This window comes from Buttiauxella izardii (genome assembly GCF_003601925.1).
GTDB classification, from domain to species: domain Bacteria; phylum Pseudomonadota; class Gammaproteobacteria; order Enterobacterales; family Enterobacteriaceae; genus Buttiauxella; species Buttiauxella izardii.
The window spans coordinates 1-16,387 of sequence record NZ_QZWH01000067.1; the positions used below are offsets into that span (position 1 = coordinate 1).

The window sequence follows — 16,387 nt, forward strand, 5'->3', positions numbered from 1 at the left end:
ATTGCCCCAGCGTTCCCCATAAGGCAGGGTTGAGCTGCCGGGAGCAGCGAAAGAGAGCGATCGTCGGGAACGAGTCGCGAACGACCCTGATGTTGGGGATAAGCTGGGGTTTACCGCGCAGCGGCAATTTAATAGCCGGGCGCCTGGATTATCAAGGAGAGGGCGTTCTCTCCTTGATACGTTCACCGTTTTCGGGAAATAAAGAGATAACTGAACGCACGGGTGAACGGAAAATCAGCGAGGCTTAAAGATCTCACCCTGACAAAATTGCCAGGGTGATTTGTGTATAAGAGACAGCCTCAGGAGAGAGGGTTAAGGTGAGGGCAATTAACTTTCGTCGTGATCTTCCCACGCCAGCGCGCGTTTCACGGCTTTTTTCCAGCCCGCATAACGGTAATTGCGTTCGGTGGTTTCGATACCCGGACGGAACTCTTTTTCGATAACCGCTTTCTCGCTCACTTCATCCAGATTGTCCCAGAAACCAACCGCCAGGCCCGCCAGATAAGCCGCGCCCAGGGCGGTGACTTCGCGCACTTCAGGGCGCTCTACACGCGTACCCAAAATGTCTGCCTGGAACTGCATCAGGAAGTTGTTCGCCACTGCACCGCCGTCTACGCGCAAAGCGTGCAAACGAATGTCCGCATCGGCCTGCATCGCTTCCAGCACGTCGCGTGTCTGGTAGGCGATGGATTCAAGCGTTGCACGGATAATATGGTTGGCGTTCACGCCGCGAGTCAGACCGAAGATGGCACCGCGAGCATACGGGTCCCAGTAAGGCGCACCCAGGCCGGTAAAGGCTGGAACGACATACACGCCGTTGGTGTCTTTTACTTTGGTCGCGAAATACTCGGAGTCGGTTGCATCGCTGATGAGTTTCATCTCATCGCGCAGCCACTGAATTGACGCGCCGCCCATGAATACCGCACCTTCCAGTGCATAATTCACTTCACCGCTTGGGCCACAGGCAATCGTCGTCAGCAAGCCGTGAGTGGATTTCACTGCTTGTGTACCGGTGTTCATCAACATAAAGCAACCGGTGCCGTAGGTGTTTTTCGCCATCCCTTCTTTCACGCACAACTGGCCAAACAGCGCCGCTTGCTGGTCCCCGGCAATCCCGGCGATTGGAATACGCGTACCGCCTTTACCACCGATGTTGGTCTGGCCGTAGACTTCTGAGGATTTGCGCACTTCCGGCAGCATCTCACGCGGAATATCCAGCGCTTCGAGCATGCGAGCATCCCAGGTCAGATCGTGAATGTTAAACAGCATGGTGCGCGAGGCGTTGGTGTAATCGGTAACGTGCACACGTCCTTGAGTCATTTTCCAGATGAGCCATGTATCGACCGTACCAAACAGCAGTTCGCCACGGCGCGCGCGCTCACGTGAACCTTCAACATGGTCCAGAATCCACTTCACTTTGGTGCCGGAGAAATACGGGTCAACGACCAGGCCGGTCGCAGATTTGATGTACTCTTCCAGGCCGTCGCGTTTGAGTTGCTCGCAGATTTCTGCGGTACGACGACACTGCCAGACGATAGCGTTGTAAATCGGTTTGCCGGTCTCTTTTTCCCAGACAATCGCGGTTTCACGCTGGTTAGTGATACCAATCGCGGCAATTTGGTCTGAGTTGATGTCGGCTTTCGCCAGCACTTCGACAAGCGTTGAGCTTTGTGTTGCCCAAATCTCCATTGGGTCGTGCTCTACCCATCCTGCTTTTGGGTAGATTTGCTGAAATTCGCGCTGTGAAACGCTGACTACGTTGGCATCGTGATCCAGGATGACGGCGCGGGAGCTGGTTGTACCCTGGTCAAGTGCGACGATATATTTTTTTTCGTGAGTCATAATCTTGTCCTGAAGTCAGTCTTACAAAGAAGCATTTTGCTGTGTGGAAGCCTCGGATTTTTTATCCTCTTCAACAACACAAACATCACAAGGTAAATGGTGGCCAATCAACTTACGGTAGCCAAACGCGCCAAGGGCTGCACCGACTATCGGGCCAAATACAGGCACCAGGAAGTAAGGAATATCGCGGCCACCGGTAAAGGCAACGTCGCCCCAGCCTGCTAACCAGGCAAACAATTTCGGACCAAAGTCACGCGCTGGGTTCATCGCAAATCCGGTCAACGGGCCCATTGATGCGCCGATAACCGCAATCAGCAAGCCAATCAGCAAAGGCGCTAACGGGCCACGTGGAATCCCGTTGCCATCATCAGTCAGTGCCAGGATAACGCCCATCAAAATGGCGGTAATCACCATCTCTACGGCAAACGCCTGAATCAAATTGATGTGTGGATTAGGGTAGGTTGAGAAAATACCTGCCAAATCCAGGCTCTCTACGCTACCGCGCACCATATGATGCGTCTGCTCGTAATCGAGGAATAAATTGTAATACAGGCCATACACCAAAGCTGCGGCGCAGAACGCACCTGCAACTTGCGACACAATAAATGGCACTACTTTGCGTTTATCGAAGCAGGCGAACAGGCAAAGTGCGATGGTAACTGCCGGGTTTAGGTGCGCACCGGAAACGCCTGCGGTCAGGTAGATAGCCATCGCCACCCCCAGTCCCCAGATGATACTAATTTCCCATTGCCCGAAGCTTGCGCCTGCCACTTTTAAGGCGGCAACACATCCGACACCAAAGAAAATCAACAATGCGGTACCCATGAACTCGGCGATGCACTGACCTTTCAAGGTTGATGGAGCTGTCTGACTCATAGTAGGGTCCTGAAGGCAAAATTAATGATTATTGTTTGTTCGGGCATTCCCTGCCGCGCAGGTGCCATGTAGGCATGGTGTTAATTTATCGTTAACGAACATAAACGAGAAATATCGAACCCTAAATTTGTGTGGCACGTCATAAAAATGTGCGATTTCGCGTTGTTCTGTGCGCATTATCACCCAAATAAGACAACGCAAACGCGCATGTTAATCTTCAGCTTATTAACAAATAGTGATTTTGAGTGGCTCCGTCATTCGGCATAAGCCGAAAAACGTTATGTTACGCAAAGAGCGCTTGAACTCGCTGGACACGGGTACTCACGCTACTTACAATCGAGACACGCTGCGTGGTGCGCATATATTCATAAGGTGTCTTCGGGGAATATCCGGGACGGGGATTTAGACATCCATCAACGCCTTGCAATTCAGGAGAGGTACGAAATGTCATTTGAAGTGTTTGAGAAACTGGAAGCAAAAGTACAGCAGGCGATTGATACCATTACCCTGCTGCAAATGGAAATCGAAGAACTGAAAGAGACAAACAACAACCTGTCTCAACAAGTTCAGCACTCTCAGAGCAATCATGAAGAATTAGTCCGTGAAAACAATTCTCTGAAAGAGCAACAGCACGTTTGGCAAGACCGTCTGCATGCCTTGTTAGGCAAGATGGAAGAAGTGTAATACCCGTCATACTTCAAGCTGCAGGGGCGTTGGCTGCAACCTGAATTATTTAGGGTATTGATCGAAAGAAAAAGAACGGGCGCCTCAGGGCGCCCGTTTTGTTATTCGATATCGAGGGGATCTTCGGAAAGGATAATGCCGGTATTGTCCGCATACAGATGGTCGCCGGAGAAGAATGTCACGCCGCCAAAGTTAACGCGCACGTCACTTTCGCCAACGCCAACACCTGCGGAACCAACAGGAATAGCGGCAATCGCCTGAATACCAATATCCAGTTCTTCCAGGTCATCAACCTGACGCACGGCACCGTATACCACAATGCCTTCCCACTCGTTTTGAGTCGCCAGTTGGGCAAGTTCTGCGTCAATCAACGCACGGCGAACTGAACCACCGCCATCAATCACCAGCACTCGGCCACGGCCATTTTTTTCGAGCAGATCATACAACAATCCGTTGTCCTCGAAACATTTCACCGTGATGATTTGCCCGCCAAAGGACGACCGCCCACCGAAATTGGAAAACAGCGGTTCAACGACGTTGACATCTTCCTGATAGATGTCGCAAAGCTCGGAAGTATCATATTTCATAGGATTAAGATTCTGTTGCTGCACGAATTCTCAGTATATCGCTTAAAGCTAACTGTTGGCAAAATCATCAATTGTTAATTGATATTAATCAGCTAAAGCGACACCGTACTAAGCACAACTCCTATCGCAAACAATAGGTTAGTCAGCAACGCCGCTTTTACCGTGCGTTCGAGCATCGGGCGCATGGCGACCGGTTCCATCTCACGCAACACAAAACGCGTCTGCTTAATCAATAAGGGAGCCGCCAGCACGAACAGCCAGCCCCAAAGGCTTTGCAGCCAGACGAGGTTAAACACCGCCAGACACGCCAGAGCGCCTATCAGCAGGCAGGCGTGATAACGACGCGCCAGTGTTGGCCCTAAACGCACCGCCAGCGTGTTTTTACCGTTTTCCCGGTCGCTATCGATATCGCGCAGGTTATTGATGTTAAGCACGGCTGTTGCCAGCAATCCGCAAGCGGTCGCCGGTAAAATGACTAATGGAGCGAGGGAGTGCGCCTGCAAATACCAGGTGCCTGCTACGCTCAGCCAGCCGAAAAAGACTAATACCGAAATATCACCCAAACCCATGTAACCATAGGGACGCGTACCGACGGTGTAAGTAATGGCTGCGATGATGGCTAATAAACCAAGAGCCAGGAAGCCGAGGAAATCTGCCAGCGTGCGGCAGGCAACCGCAACCAGCGCCAGGCCGGAAACACAGATTAATGCCACGGTGATCATCAGCGCCTTTTTCATTTGCGCCTGGGTGATTACCCCTTTTTGCATCCCGCGTAATGGCCCGATACGGTCTTCTTTGTCACTGCCTTTTACCGCATCGCCGTAGTCATTCGCCAGGTTCGACAGGATTTGCAGCAACCCCGCAGTCAGCAGCGCCAACAATGCGATGGCCGGATTGAACACGCCTTGCCAGAAAGCCAACGCCGAACCACAGACGATAGAGGCAAATGCCAGGGGTAACGTGCGTGGGCGCAAGCTTTCAAGCCAGGCTTGAGTGGTGCTTACAGAGTGCGATTCGCTCATAATTCTCTCTGTCAGATATAAAAAAAATGGAGGGCATAAGCCCTCCATTTCAAATGAAGAAAATACGTTGAGCGGGATTATAGGATAAAACGGCTCAAGTCTTCATCTGCTACTAACTCATCCAGATGCTTACTGACATATTCGCCATCAATCAGGATGGACTGGCCGTTCATTTCGCTGGCATCGTAAGAGATGTCTTCGACCAGGCGTTCCAGAACTGTATGTAGACGACGCGCACCGATGTTTTCGGTGGACTCGTTCACTTGCCATGCGGCCTGAGCAATACGACGAATACCGTCTTCTGTGAAGTCGATATTCACGCCTTCGGTGCCCAACAGCGCTTTGTACTGCACGGTGATAGAGGCGTTTGGCTCAGTCAGAATGCGCTCGAAATCTTCAACGGTCAGCGCCTGAAGTTCCACACGAATTGGCAGACGACCCTGCAATTCAGGAATCAAATCAGACGGACTTGCCACCTGGAATGCGCCGGATGCGATAAACAGAATGTGGTCAGTTTTGACCATACCGTGTTTAGTCGAAACGGTGCAGCCTTCAACCAGCGGCAGCAAATCACGCTGAACGCCTTCACGAGACACATCCGGGCCGGAGCTGTTGCCGCCGCGCTTACAGATTTTGTCGATCTCATCGATAAACACGATGCCGTGCTGCTCGACCGCATCAATCGCGTCTTGTTTCAGCTCTTCCGGGTTCACCAGTTTCGCGGCTTCTTCTTCAATCAGAAGTTTCATCGCGTCTTTGATTTTCAGCTTGCGTGGTTTTTGCTTCTGGCCGCCGAGGTTCTGGAACATAGACTGCAACTGGCTGGTCATTTCTTCCATACCCGGAGGAGCCATGATTTCAACGCCCATCGGTGCCGCAGCCAGATCGATTTCAATTTCTTTATCGTCTAACTGGCCTTCACGCAATTTCTTACGGAAAGACTGGCGAGCCGCAGATGGCTCTGGTGCCGTTTCGTTTTGGCCCCAATTGTTCTTAGCGGGTGGGATCAAGACATCAAGAATGCGTTCTTCGGCCATTTCTTCGGCGCGGTAGCGGTTTTTCTCGATGGATTGCAGGCGCACCATTTTCATCGCGGAATCAGTCAGATCGCGGATGATAGAGTCCACTTCTTTACCAACATAACCCACTTCGGTGAATTTGGTCGCTTCAACTTTGATGAACGGCGCGTTAGCCAGTTTCGCCAGACGACGAGCGATTTCGGTTTTACCGACCCCGGTTGGGCCGATCATCAGAATGTTTTTTGGCGTAACTTCATGACGCAGCTCTTCATCAAGCTGCATACGGCGCCAGCGGTTACGCAGCGCAATCGCCACGGAACGCTTGGCATTGTCCTGGCCAATGATGTGTTTGTTCAGTTCGCTGACAATTTCGCGTGGGGTCATTTCAGACATGGGGATTCCTTACGCCTTAGACGCTAATTCTTCAATAGTGTGGAAATGGTTGGTGTAGATACAGATATCACCGGCAATCCCCAGCGATTTCTCTACGATGTCACGTGCACCCAGCTCGGTGTTTTCAAGTAGAGCACGGGCAGCGGCCTGGGCATAAGGGCCACCGGAACCAATCGCAATCAGGTCATCTTCTGGTTGGATAACATCACCGTTACCGGTAATGATCAGAGAAGCATTTTCATCGGCAACGGCCAGCAGCGCTTCGAGTTTGCGCAGCATACGGTCGGTACGCCAGTCTTTTGCCAGTTCAACCGCGGCTTTCACCAGGTGGCCCTGGTGCATTTCAAGCTTGCGTTCAAACAGTTCGAAGAGGGTGAAGGCATCTGCGGTGCCGCCAGCAAAACCAGCGATCACTTTGTCGTTATACAAACGACGCACTTTTTTGACGTTGCCTTTCATTACGGTATTGCCGAGCGTGGCCTGACCATCACCACCGATTACGACATGGCCATTGCGGCGCACACTTACTATTGTTGTCACGAGCAGACCCCTTATTGCATCAGCTAAATAAGTACCCCGATGCTTTATCGGGGCTGAATGCAATTATAGATGGGGGGGATTTTGGGGGTTTCAACCCCCAGCGCCAAGACGAATACAGTTAGAGTGACCTGCCATCTTCAGACGGTTGATAGTTCCATCGGCATTATCTTTGCCTTTGATTGGGCCAATCACGACGCGGTTCCAGCCATTATTGGTGGTAATGCGTGAATCAAAGCCTTCAAACGCCAGTTGCGCACGGACGGTTTCCGCCTGTTCACTGCCTTTGAAAGAGCCGCACTGAACCATCCAGCGTTTCTCATCCTTTGGCTTTTCCTGCGTTGCTGGAGCTTGTTTCGCCACTTCTTCACGGGTAATTGGAGCCGGTTTCGGCTGTGTCGCAGGGGCTGTTGTACGCTGCTGAGTATTATGCGGCGGCGTTTGCAGCAAATCCTGATAAGGCTGTGCGTTTGATGTTGTTGTACGCGGTTGCTGCTGCACAGTACGTGGCTGTTGCGTGACTGGCTGCGACTGTTGCTGAACGGCACGCGGCTGTGGCGCAACTTGTTGAGCGGTATACTGCTGCTGTTGCACTTGTTGCTGCTGAATCACTTTCTGTTGCTGTAACGTGCGCTGACGCTGTTCTGGCGTCTGCTCATTCCACGGCACTTCATTGAGTTGAGTTGGCTGCTGGCGCATATCCGCCTGCATTTGTTCTAATAACTGGCGTTGTTCAGAAGTGAGCTGATCTTTATTTTGGACTTCGCCACCGGCAGAAGGCTCGGTCGGGGCGCGCACACCCGTCTGGCGGTTTTCCAGTTCTTTAATATAACGCCAGCGTTCTTCTGGTTTAGGCGGCAGACCATTCCCGGCGACTTTATGGCCAGGTAAGGTTTCGCTTTCATCTTTTTTATGATGAGTAATGAAGTACAAAGCACCAATAAAGGTCACCAGAACGGCGGCCGCAATAGCGACCATTGTCGGCGAGACGGATGGCAGGCTGCGTTGCTTACTGCGGGTGTTACTTTTCTTACGCCGCGTACCTGACGATTGCCCGCGGCGTACATAATCTCGTTGTGCCACTATTGATTCGCTATATTTTTTTCGTTTATCAGCCCGCCATGTTACTTAATGGGCATCCCTTTGACCAGAATCGAGTGTCCGAAAGCGGTTCATTTTCTATTGACAGGTGCGCTGGTGGAGCCTCGTTCAATGAGTTCGCAGTCCAACAAACGTGAACCACTATTCACGACCTGGCCGTTGAGTTGATCCAAAAGCAGCAGCATGGCTTCTCGCCCGATATCGAAACGGGGCTGCGCTACGGTGGTGAGTGGCGGATCGCAGAATTGCGACAGAGCAATATCGTCAAATCCCATGATGGATAAATCTTCCGGCACCCGTAACCCACTGCGTTTGGCCTGAGACAGCGCACCCAGTGCCATCACATCGCTGTGGCAAAAAACAGCGGTCGGAGGATTTGGCAGTGCGAGCAATTGCGCCAAAGCCGCAGCACCGGCTTCGTAGGTAAAGTTACCACGCGCAATATAATGCGGATCGACAACCGTTCCCGTGCGGCGCAAAGCCTGCACGTAACCTTGCAGGCGATAGTGGCAAAGCGGCATTTCTTCAGGCCCGGCGATACAGGCAATTTTTTGATGACCTAAGTTTTGCAGGTAATGAACTGCATTAAATGCCGCCGTCAGGTTATCAATGTGAACGGTTGGTAGTTCCAGTTCTGGCGCAAACTCGTTTGCCATTACCATCGGTGGCAAATTGCGCTGTTCTTCTATGCTGGCATCAAAGGGAAGGCGGGAGCCGAGCAGCAACATACCGTCAATCTGCTTGGTGATAATCAGATTGATGAAGGTTTTTTCCTGCTGATTTTGATGAGCGCAATCGCCAATCAACACCAGATAGCCTTGTTCGGCAGCCGTCACTTCGATACCGCGAATGATTTCGCTAAAGAAGGGATCGCAGATATCCGGAACAATAACCAGAATGGTGCGTGACTCATTACGCTTTAAATTTCGCCCCAGAGAATGGGGTAAATAACCTACGGCGATGGCCGCTTGTTCTACACGATTACGAGTGCTTTGCGATACTTTGTCCGGGTTCATTAACGCCCTGGACACTGTTGCCGTTGAGACTTTCGCCTGAACAGCAACATCTTTCATAGTTGCATTGGCAACTTGATTCTTCGGCTTCAACTTCTTCTCCTCGCGTGCACTTTACAGGTGCTGACAACGTCCCTGGTGTCTGACCATGTTCACATTCTTAGCAGAATTGATGCCTGTTAGTTACAGTTATTTCATTAAAAGTGTGATGGTTGTTGAATTTTTCGATCTGCTTCGCATATCCACGGGGGGTTGTGCTAGCCGTCGATCGGGTCAACATCCAGCATCCACTTTACTTTTCGTGATTCCGGCAACGTATTGACCAGTTTCAGTGAATGGCTAACGAGGCGCTGCAAGCGTGCGCGGGAAGGGTGCTGAAGCAAAATTTGCCAGCGGAAACGTCCGCCTCGTTTTGGCTGCAAGCAAGGCACCGGCCCCATAATCCACAATTGATCATCCCTTAACGGGCTGGACTCCAGCAGGTTTCTAAGTTGCTGTAAAAACAGCGGTGCCTGATGGTTATTCTGGTCTTCGGCGCGGAACATGATGTGGCTGGTAAACGGTGGTAAGAATACCGTTTTGCGTTCCGTTAGCGCCTGGCTTGCGAAATCGTCATAGCCTTTGGTGAGCAGGGTTTGCAGTAACGGGTGCTCCGGGTGGTGCGTCTGGAGCATCACTTCGCCTTGCTTTCCGGCGCGTCCGGCACGGCCAGAAACCTGCACGTAAAGCTGGGCAAAACGTTCCGCTGCACGGAAATCGGCAGAGAAAAGCGCGCCATCAACATCCAGCAACGCGACGAGCGTCACATCCGGGAAGTGATGGCCTTTCGCCAACATTTGCGTGCCGATCAGAATACGCGCGCCGCCGCGATGCACTTCCGCAAGTTGCTGTTCGAGCGCACCTTTGCGGCTGGTGGTGTCGCGGTCGATACGCGAAATCGGCACGCCCGGGAACTCAGGCGTCAGGCTGTGCTCGAGCTGTTCCGTCCCCATACCGACGGGAACCAGATTAGTTGAACCACAATGCGGGCATTGTTGCGGAATCGCTCTTTGGCTGTCGCAATGGTGGCAGCGCAAATGGCGCTGGCCCTGATGATAGGTGTAGTAGTGATCGCAACGCGGGCATTCTGCTATCCAGCCGCATTCATGGCACAGCAGCGCGGGAGCAAACCCACGGCGGTTAAGGAACAGAATGACCTGGTTATCGGCTTTTAAATGCTGACCAATTTTTTTGATAAGTGCCGGTGCGAGGCCAGATTTCAGCGGCTGCCCTTTTAAATCCACCACTTGCTGCGTGGCTGGGCGCGCATTCCCGGCGCGTTTTGTCAGACGTAGCTCGCGATATTTCCCAACCTGAACGTTATGCAGTGTTTCCAGAGCCGGTGTCGCAGAACCTAAAATAATCGGAATATCTTCCGCGTGAGCGCGATACACCGCCAAATCACGCGCGTGATAACGCCAGCCTTCTTGCTGCTTATAAGAACTATCGTGTTCTTCATCTATAACGATCACGCCGAGTCGGCAAAATGGCGTGAATAGCGACGAACGCGTGCCAATCACAATCGCCGCTTCGCCGCTGCGAGCTTTCAGCCATACGGCCAGGCGTTCGCTGTCGTTAAGCCCGGAGTGAAGAACTTCGACCGGCGCGTTAAAGCGTTCACGGAAACGGGCGATGGTTTGCGGCGTTAATCCAATTTCGGGCACCAGCACCAGCGCTTGTTTACCCTGTGCCAGCACGTTTTCCAGCACGCTGAGATAAACTTCTGTTTTGCCCGAGCCGGTAATCCCTGCCAGCAGCCAGACGGCAAAATGGTCGGCAGAGCTGTGAATCGCCCCAATGGCGGTGGCCTGTTCGGTGTTCAGGCGTAAACGCTCACCTTCTACGGAATAGCAATCGCGCCAGTCTGTCGTCGAAGGCGCGGCACTTTTTAAGTCACATAAACCTTTTGCGCGCAGGGCCTGTAAACCCGCCTCGCTGATTTCCAGCCCGCTAACCTGATGACGCCAGATAATATTTTGCCGAACCGCTGCCAGTGCTTGTTGTTGTTTAGGGGCGCGTTTCAGGCTGTTAAGGTCAACCGCTTTACCTTCTTCGGTGGCAAACCAGTACCACAACGGCGCGTGGTGCGCGGGTTTTCCTTCGCGCAGCAAACCAGGGAGCGCATGGAAAAGCACATCGCCGATGGGATGATGATAATACTCGGCAGCCCACAGCAGAACGCGCCATAGCGAATCTGGAAACAACGACGCGCCATCCAGAACTTCCGCCACCGGTTTTAGCTCATTGAGAGGTAATTCACTTTGTTCGCTAACCGCGACAACAATGCCAACTGCCTGGCGTTTACCGAACGGCACCATGACGCGACAGCCTGATGCCACCTGCATTCCAGCGGGAACGAGGTAGTCAAAAGTACGGGCGAGAGGAACGGGTAAAGCGACATGGGCGACAGGCATTAATACATCCAGGCTGATAAAAATGACGAGATAGTGTACACTGTGTGTTCCAGAAAATGCGGATCAGTTTGCATACTCTGGCGGGGTTCTGTATGATTCGCCGCCTTTGATGCGCAGTTTTTGGTATCAAAAAACCTAATTTATCAACTTCGCGTGGTGTCTGGCGTTAGGGCTGGAAGAGCGACGCGGCCTTATACAGAGGTTTTCCATGAAAAAGAATATTCACCCGAACTACGCAGAAATTACTGCAAACTGCTCTTGCGGTAATTCTATCAAGATTCGCTCTACCGTGGGTCATGATCTGAACCTGGACGTTTGTGGCGAATGCCACCCGTTCTACACTGGCAAGCAGCGTGATGTTGCTACCGGTGGCCGCGTTGACCGCTTCAACAAGCGTTTCAGCGTTCCAGGCGCGAAGAAGTAATTCTTTGCTCTACGGTAGTAAGAAAAAGGCGCCTAACGGCGCCTTTTTTGTATCTATTACTTCTATAACCGATAGCATTCGAGTTGCTGGTAGGCGGCAAGGGAACGAATTCCCAGGAGCTTACTAAAGTAAGTGACTGGGGTGAGTGAGTGCAGCCAACACCCCAGCAGCTTGAAGGATGACGGTTAGAGTTAATATTCCCAGGTCTCTGGATCAATCCCCAGCTCGCGCATAATCACTTTCGCCGCTTCAGGAATTTCATCACTACGTTCTTTGCGCAGGTCTGCATCGTTTGGCAACGGTTGACCAGTAAACGCATGCAGGAATGCCTCACACAGCAGCTCACTGTTGGTTGCGTGACGCAGGTTATTCACCTGGCGACGGGTACGCTCATCGGTGAGGATTTTTAACACCTTCAGAGGAATGGACACCGTAATTTTCTTTACTTGCTCACTCTTCTTCCCGTGCTCAGCGTAAGGGCTGATATATTCGCCGCTCCATTCAGCCATGAGTTACTTAATCCTCTTATCAATGTATATGTGCTTTCATCGGACAAATCACGATTTCGGCGATTATCTGTTGCGTAGTGTACAGCGTTTATTGATTCGCGGTCTGCGACGCTATCACCCTAAAGCGTATAATTTTAACGGCTATTGCGTGTTTGCTCAATCTATACGCAAAGAAGTTTAGATGTCCAGATGTATTGACGGCTAACTCGGCAATGTTTACTCTGGTGCCTGACCTTTATTCGACCAGCAAGGATTCGAGAGCCATGACGCGCAAACAGGCAACTATCGCAGTACGTAGCGGTTTGAACGATGACGAGCAATACGGCTGCGTTGTCCCACCTATCCATCTCTCCAGCACTTATAATTTCACCGGATTTAACGAACCGCGTGCGCATGACTATTCGCGCCGTGGCAATCCTACGCGTGATGTCGTACAGCGCGCACTGGCGGAACTGGAAGGCGGAGCGGGCGCGGTGCTGACGAATACCGGCATGTCAGCCATCCATCTGGTCACGACTGTTTACCTGAAACCAGGCGACCTGCTGGTGGCTCCGCACGACTGTTACGGCGGCAGTTACCGTCTGTTTGATAGCCTGGCAAAACGCGGCGCGTATCGCGTTTTATTTGTTGATCAAGGTAATGAAGCAGCCCTGGCGGCGGCGTTGGCCGAAAAACCGAAACTGGTGCTGGTCGAAAGCCCAAGTAATCCCTTGTTACGCGTGGTAGATATTGCGAAAATCTGCGCCGCAGCGCGTGAAGCTGGGGCAATCAGCGTAGTGGATAACACCTTCCTCAGCCCGGCGTTGCAAAACCCGCTGGCCCTGGGTGCAGATCTCGTTCTGCACTCTTGTACTAAATACCTGAACGGTCACTCCGATGTGGTTGCCGGTGTGGTGATTGCGAAAGAGGCGGAAACCGTCACGGAGCTTGCCTGGTGGGCAAATAATATTGGCGTCACCGGCGGTGCTTTCGATAGCTACTTGTTGCTGCGCGGCCTGCGGACACTTTCACCGCGTATGGAAGTCGCACAACGCAACGCCCAGGCGATTGTTGATTTCCTGCAAACGCAACCGCTGGTGAAAAAGCTGTATCATCCTTCGCTGCCTGAAAACCAGGGCCATGAAATTGCGGCTCGTCAGCAAAAAGGTTTTGGCGCGATGCTGAGTTTTGAATTTAATGGTGACGAGCAAAAATTGCGTCGTTTCCTGAGTAGCCTGACTCTCTTCACACTGGCGGAATCGCTGGGTGGAGTAGAAAGTTTGATTTCACACGCGGCGACGATGACCCATGCGGGCATGGCACCAGAAGCGCGTGCGGCGGCGGGGATTTCAGAAACCTTGTTGCGTATTTCGACTGGCATTGAAGATAGCGAAGATTTAATTGCTGACCTGGAAAATGCCTTCCGGGTTGCAGCCGAGGGGTAAGCATGAGTGTTTCAGCACCAACAGGGGCGTCGGGTCGTCAACTGCACAAATTTGGTGGCAGTAGTCTGGCAGATGTGAAGTGTTACCTGCGCGTTGCAGGGATCATGGCCGAGTATTCTAAGCCTGGCGACATGATGGTGGTTTCCGCCGCCGGTAGCACAACTAACCAGTTGATTAACTGGTTGAAATTGAGCCAAAGCGATCGTCTTTCTGCTCATCAGGTTCAACAGGCATTACGTCGTTACCAGAGCGAGCTGATTAGCGGCCTGGTGGCTCCTGATGTTGCTGATAACTTAATCGGCCAGTTTATTCATGACCTTGAGCGTCTGGCCGGTTTGCTTGACGGCAAAATGAGTGACGCGGTGTATGCCGAAGTCGTCGGTCATGGTGAAATTTGGTCTGCTCGCCTGATGTCTGCGGTGTTGAATGATTTAGGACATCCCGCAGCCTGGCTTGATGCGCGTGAATTTATGCGTGCTGAACGCGCAGCGCAACCGCAAGTTAATGAAGGTTTATCCTGGCCGCTGCTGCAAGAATTGATGGCGCAGCATCCGCACAAACGCCTCGTCGTTACTGGCTTTATCTGCCGTAACGATGCGGGTGAAACCGTGCTGCTTGGCCGTAACGGTTCTGACTATTCTGCAACACAGATTGGCGCACTGGCGGGCGTTTCCCGCGTCACCATCTGGAGCGACGTTGCCGGGGTTTACAGCGCTGACCCGCGTAAAGTGAAAGATGCGTGTTTGCTGCCTTTGCTGCGTCTTGATGAAGCCAGCGAACTGGCGCGTCTTGCGGCACCTGTGCTCCATGCCCGTACTTTGCAGCCAGTTTCCGGTAGCGACATTGACCTGCAATTACGCTGTAGCTACTCACCAGAACAAGGCTCAACACGCATTGAGCGCGTGCTGGCTTCTGGCACCGGTGCTCGTATCGTGACCAGCCACGACGATGTTTGCCTGATTGAACTCGACGTTTCCCCGCAGCAAGATTTCAAACTGGCGCATAAAGAACTGGATACGTTTTTAAACCGCGCCCAGATTCGCCCGTTGTCGATTGGTGTTCATCCTGACCGCAACCTGCTCCAGCTTTGTTACACCTCCGAAGTGGCGGGCAGCGTGCTGCAAACGCTTGAGCGCTCTGGCCTGCCGGGCGAATTGCGTCTGCGCGAAGGTTTGGCGCTGGTGGCGATGGTCGGTGCGGGCGTTTGCCGTAACCCACTGCACAGCCACCGTTTCTGGCAGCAGCTGAAAGATCAGCCAGTCGAATTTATCTGGCAGTCAGAAGACGGCATTAGCCTGGTGGCGGTGTTGCGCGTTGGCCCAACCGAAAACCTCATCAAAGGCCTGCATAAATCCCTGTTCCGTGCTGAAAAACGCATCGGCCTGGTTCTGTTCGGTAAAGGTAATATTGGCTCGCGTTGGCTGGAGTTGTTTGCCCGTGAACAAGAAACCCTTTCAGCTCGCACCGGCTTTGAATTCGTTCTGGCGGGTGTGGTGGATAGCAGCCGCAGCTTGCTGAATTACGAAGGCCTGGACGCCAGCCGCGCCCTCGCTTTCTTCAATGATGAAGCCGTCCAGCAAGATGAAGAATCGCTATTCCAGTGGATGCGTGCGCATCCTTATGATGATTTAGTGGTTCTGGATGTGACCGCGAGCGAGCAACTGGCCGATCAGTATCTTGATTTTGCCAGCCATGGTTTCCACGTCATCAGCGCGAACAAAGTGGCGGGTGCCAGCAATAGCCAGAAGTACCGTGAAATCCGTAATGCTTTTACCAAGACGGGCCGTCACTGGCTTTACAACGCCACTGTGGGTGCCGGTTTGCCGGTCAACCACACCGTGCGAGACTTGCGTGAAAGCGGCGATTCCATTCTGGCTATCAGCGGTATTTTCTCTGGCACACTTTCCTGGTTGTTCCTGCAATTCGACGGCACCGTGCCGTTTACCGATTTAGTTGATCAGGCCTGGCAGCAAGGGCTGACTGAACCCGATCCACGCGTCGATCTCTCCGGGAAAGATGTGATGCGCAAGTTGGTGATTCTGGCTCGCGAGGCGGGTTATGACATCGAACCGGATCAGGTGCGTGTCGAGTCGCTGGTCACCAATGGCAGTGAAACCGGTTCAATTGACCATTTCTTTGAAAATGGCGATGAGTTGAATGAGCAAATGCTTCAGCGTTTTGAAGCCGCTCAGGAAATGGGTCTGGTTCTGCGTTACGTGGCACGTTTCGATGCAAACGGTAAAGCGCGTGTTGGCGTGGAAGCGGTGCGTCTTGAGCATCCTCTGGCATCGTTGCTGCCATGCGATAACGTGTTTGCTATCGAAAGCCGTTGGTATCGCGATAACCCGCTGGTGATTCGTGGGCCGGGCGCCGGGCGCGATGTCACAGCCGGTGCAATTCAGTCGGATCTCAACCGTTTAGCGCAGTTGCTGTAATTTCTCTAAACCCCATCTCTGCATTCTCCCTCTCCCTGAGGGAGAGGGCCGGGGTGAGGGTTCTTCTT

General features: G+C 52.5%; 14 protein-coding genes. 4 read left to right on the forward strand and 10 right to left on the reverse strand.

The features are described from left to right. Window positions 1-327: 327 nt before the first annotated feature. Window positions 328-1,842, reverse strand: a complete 1,515-nt coding sequence (gene glpK / locus D6029_RS21590; RefSeq protein WP_120066731.1) for a glycerol kinase GlpK — start codon at window positions 1,840-1,842, stop codon at window positions 328-330. Between the two features lie 21 nt (window positions 1,843-1,863). Then, entirely contained in the window at window positions 1,864-2,718 is an 855-nt protein-coding gene (locus D6029_RS21595) for an MIP/aquaporin family protein (RefSeq protein ID WP_120066732.1), read from the reverse strand. 444 nt (window positions 2,719-3,162) lie between these two features. Between D6029_RS21595 and zapB the strand changes: the two genes are divergently transcribed. Further along, complete coding sequence (zapB, locus tag D6029_RS21600; RefSeq protein WP_120066733.1) at window positions 3,163-3,402, forward strand: septal ring assembly protein ZapB; 240 nt, start codon at window positions 3,163-3,165, stop codon at window positions 3,400-3,402. Window positions 3,403-3,503: 101 nt separating this feature from the next. Here the strand turns inward: zapB and rraA are convergent, their stop codons facing one another. The 7 genes from rraA to priA form a co-directional block, all read right to left on the reverse strand. Continuing rightward, the gene (gene rraA, locus D6029_RS21605; RefSeq protein ID WP_120066734.1) at window positions 3,504-3,989 is read right to left on the reverse strand and encodes a ribonuclease E activity regulator RraA; all 486 of its coding nucleotides are present in this window, start codon (window positions 3,987-3,989) and stop codon (window positions 3,504-3,506) included. A 92-nt stretch (window positions 3,990-4,081) separates the two neighbouring features. Beyond that, the gene (gene menA / locus D6029_RS21610; protein WP_120066735.1) at window positions 4,082-5,011 is read right to left on the reverse strand and encodes a 1,4-dihydroxy-2-naphthoate polyprenyltransferase; all 930 of its coding nucleotides are present in this window, start codon (window positions 5,009-5,011) and stop codon (window positions 4,082-4,084) included. A gap of 77 nt (window positions 5,012-5,088) precedes the next feature. After that, on the reverse strand, window positions 5,089-6,423 hold the full coding sequence (hslU, locus tag D6029_RS21615) for an HslU--HslV peptidase ATPase subunit (protein ID WP_034461420.1): 1,335 nt from the start codon (window positions 6,421-6,423) through the stop codon (window positions 5,089-5,091). 9 nt (window positions 6,424-6,432) lie between these two features. Then, window positions 6,433-6,963, reverse strand: coding sequence for an ATP-dependent protease subunit HslV (gene hslV / locus D6029_RS21620; protein ID WP_034461419.1), 531 nt, complete (start codon window positions 6,961-6,963; stop codon window positions 6,433-6,435). Between the two features lie 90 nt (window positions 6,964-7,053). Then, on the reverse strand, window positions 7,054-8,043 hold the full coding sequence (gene ftsN, locus D6029_RS21625; RefSeq protein WP_120066736.1) for a cell division protein FtsN: 990 nt from the start codon (window positions 8,041-8,043) through the stop codon (window positions 7,054-7,056). 89 nt (window positions 8,044-8,132) lie between these two features. Further along, on the reverse strand, window positions 8,133-9,167 hold the full coding sequence (cytR, locus tag D6029_RS21630; protein WP_120066737.1) for a DNA-binding transcriptional regulator CytR: 1,035 nt from the start codon (window positions 9,165-9,167) through the stop codon (window positions 8,133-8,135). A 164-nt stretch (window positions 9,168-9,331) separates the two neighbouring features. After that, the gene (gene priA, locus D6029_RS21635) at window positions 9,332-11,527 is read right to left on the reverse strand and encodes a primosomal protein N' (protein WP_120066738.1); all 2,196 of its coding nucleotides are present in this window, start codon (window positions 11,525-11,527) and stop codon (window positions 9,332-9,334) included. Between the two features lie 208 nt (window positions 11,528-11,735). On the opposite strand from priA, the gene rpmE reads away from it, so the two are divergent. Continuing rightward, window positions 11,736-11,951, forward strand: coding sequence for a 50S ribosomal protein L31 (gene rpmE / locus D6029_RS21640; RefSeq protein ID WP_034500060.1), 216 nt, complete (start codon window positions 11,736-11,738; stop codon window positions 11,949-11,951). Between the two features lie 191 nt (window positions 11,952-12,142). Here the strand turns inward: rpmE and metJ are convergent, their stop codons facing one another. Next, window positions 12,143-12,460: a met regulon transcriptional regulator MetJ gene (gene metJ, locus D6029_RS21650; RefSeq protein ID WP_034461414.1), complete on the reverse strand. Its 318-nt coding sequence runs from the start codon at window positions 12,458-12,460 to the stop codon at window positions 12,143-12,145. 263 nt (window positions 12,461-12,723) lie between these two features. Between metJ and metB the strand changes: the two genes are divergently transcribed. Together metB and D6029_RS21660 are read left to right on the forward strand one after the other, a co-directional pair. Further along, window positions 12,724-13,884, forward strand: a complete 1,161-nt coding sequence (gene metB, locus D6029_RS21655) for a cystathionine gamma-synthase (RefSeq protein ID WP_120066740.1) — start codon at window positions 12,724-12,726, stop codon at window positions 13,882-13,884. A 2-nt stretch (window positions 13,885-13,886) separates the two neighbouring features. Continuing rightward, window positions 13,887-16,319 (forward strand): bifunctional aspartate kinase/homoserine dehydrogenase II, encoded by a 2,433-nt coding sequence (locus D6029_RS21660; protein WP_120066741.1) that lies wholly within the window; start codon window positions 13,887-13,889, stop codon window positions 16,317-16,319. Window positions 16,320-16,387: the final 68 nt, after the last annotated feature.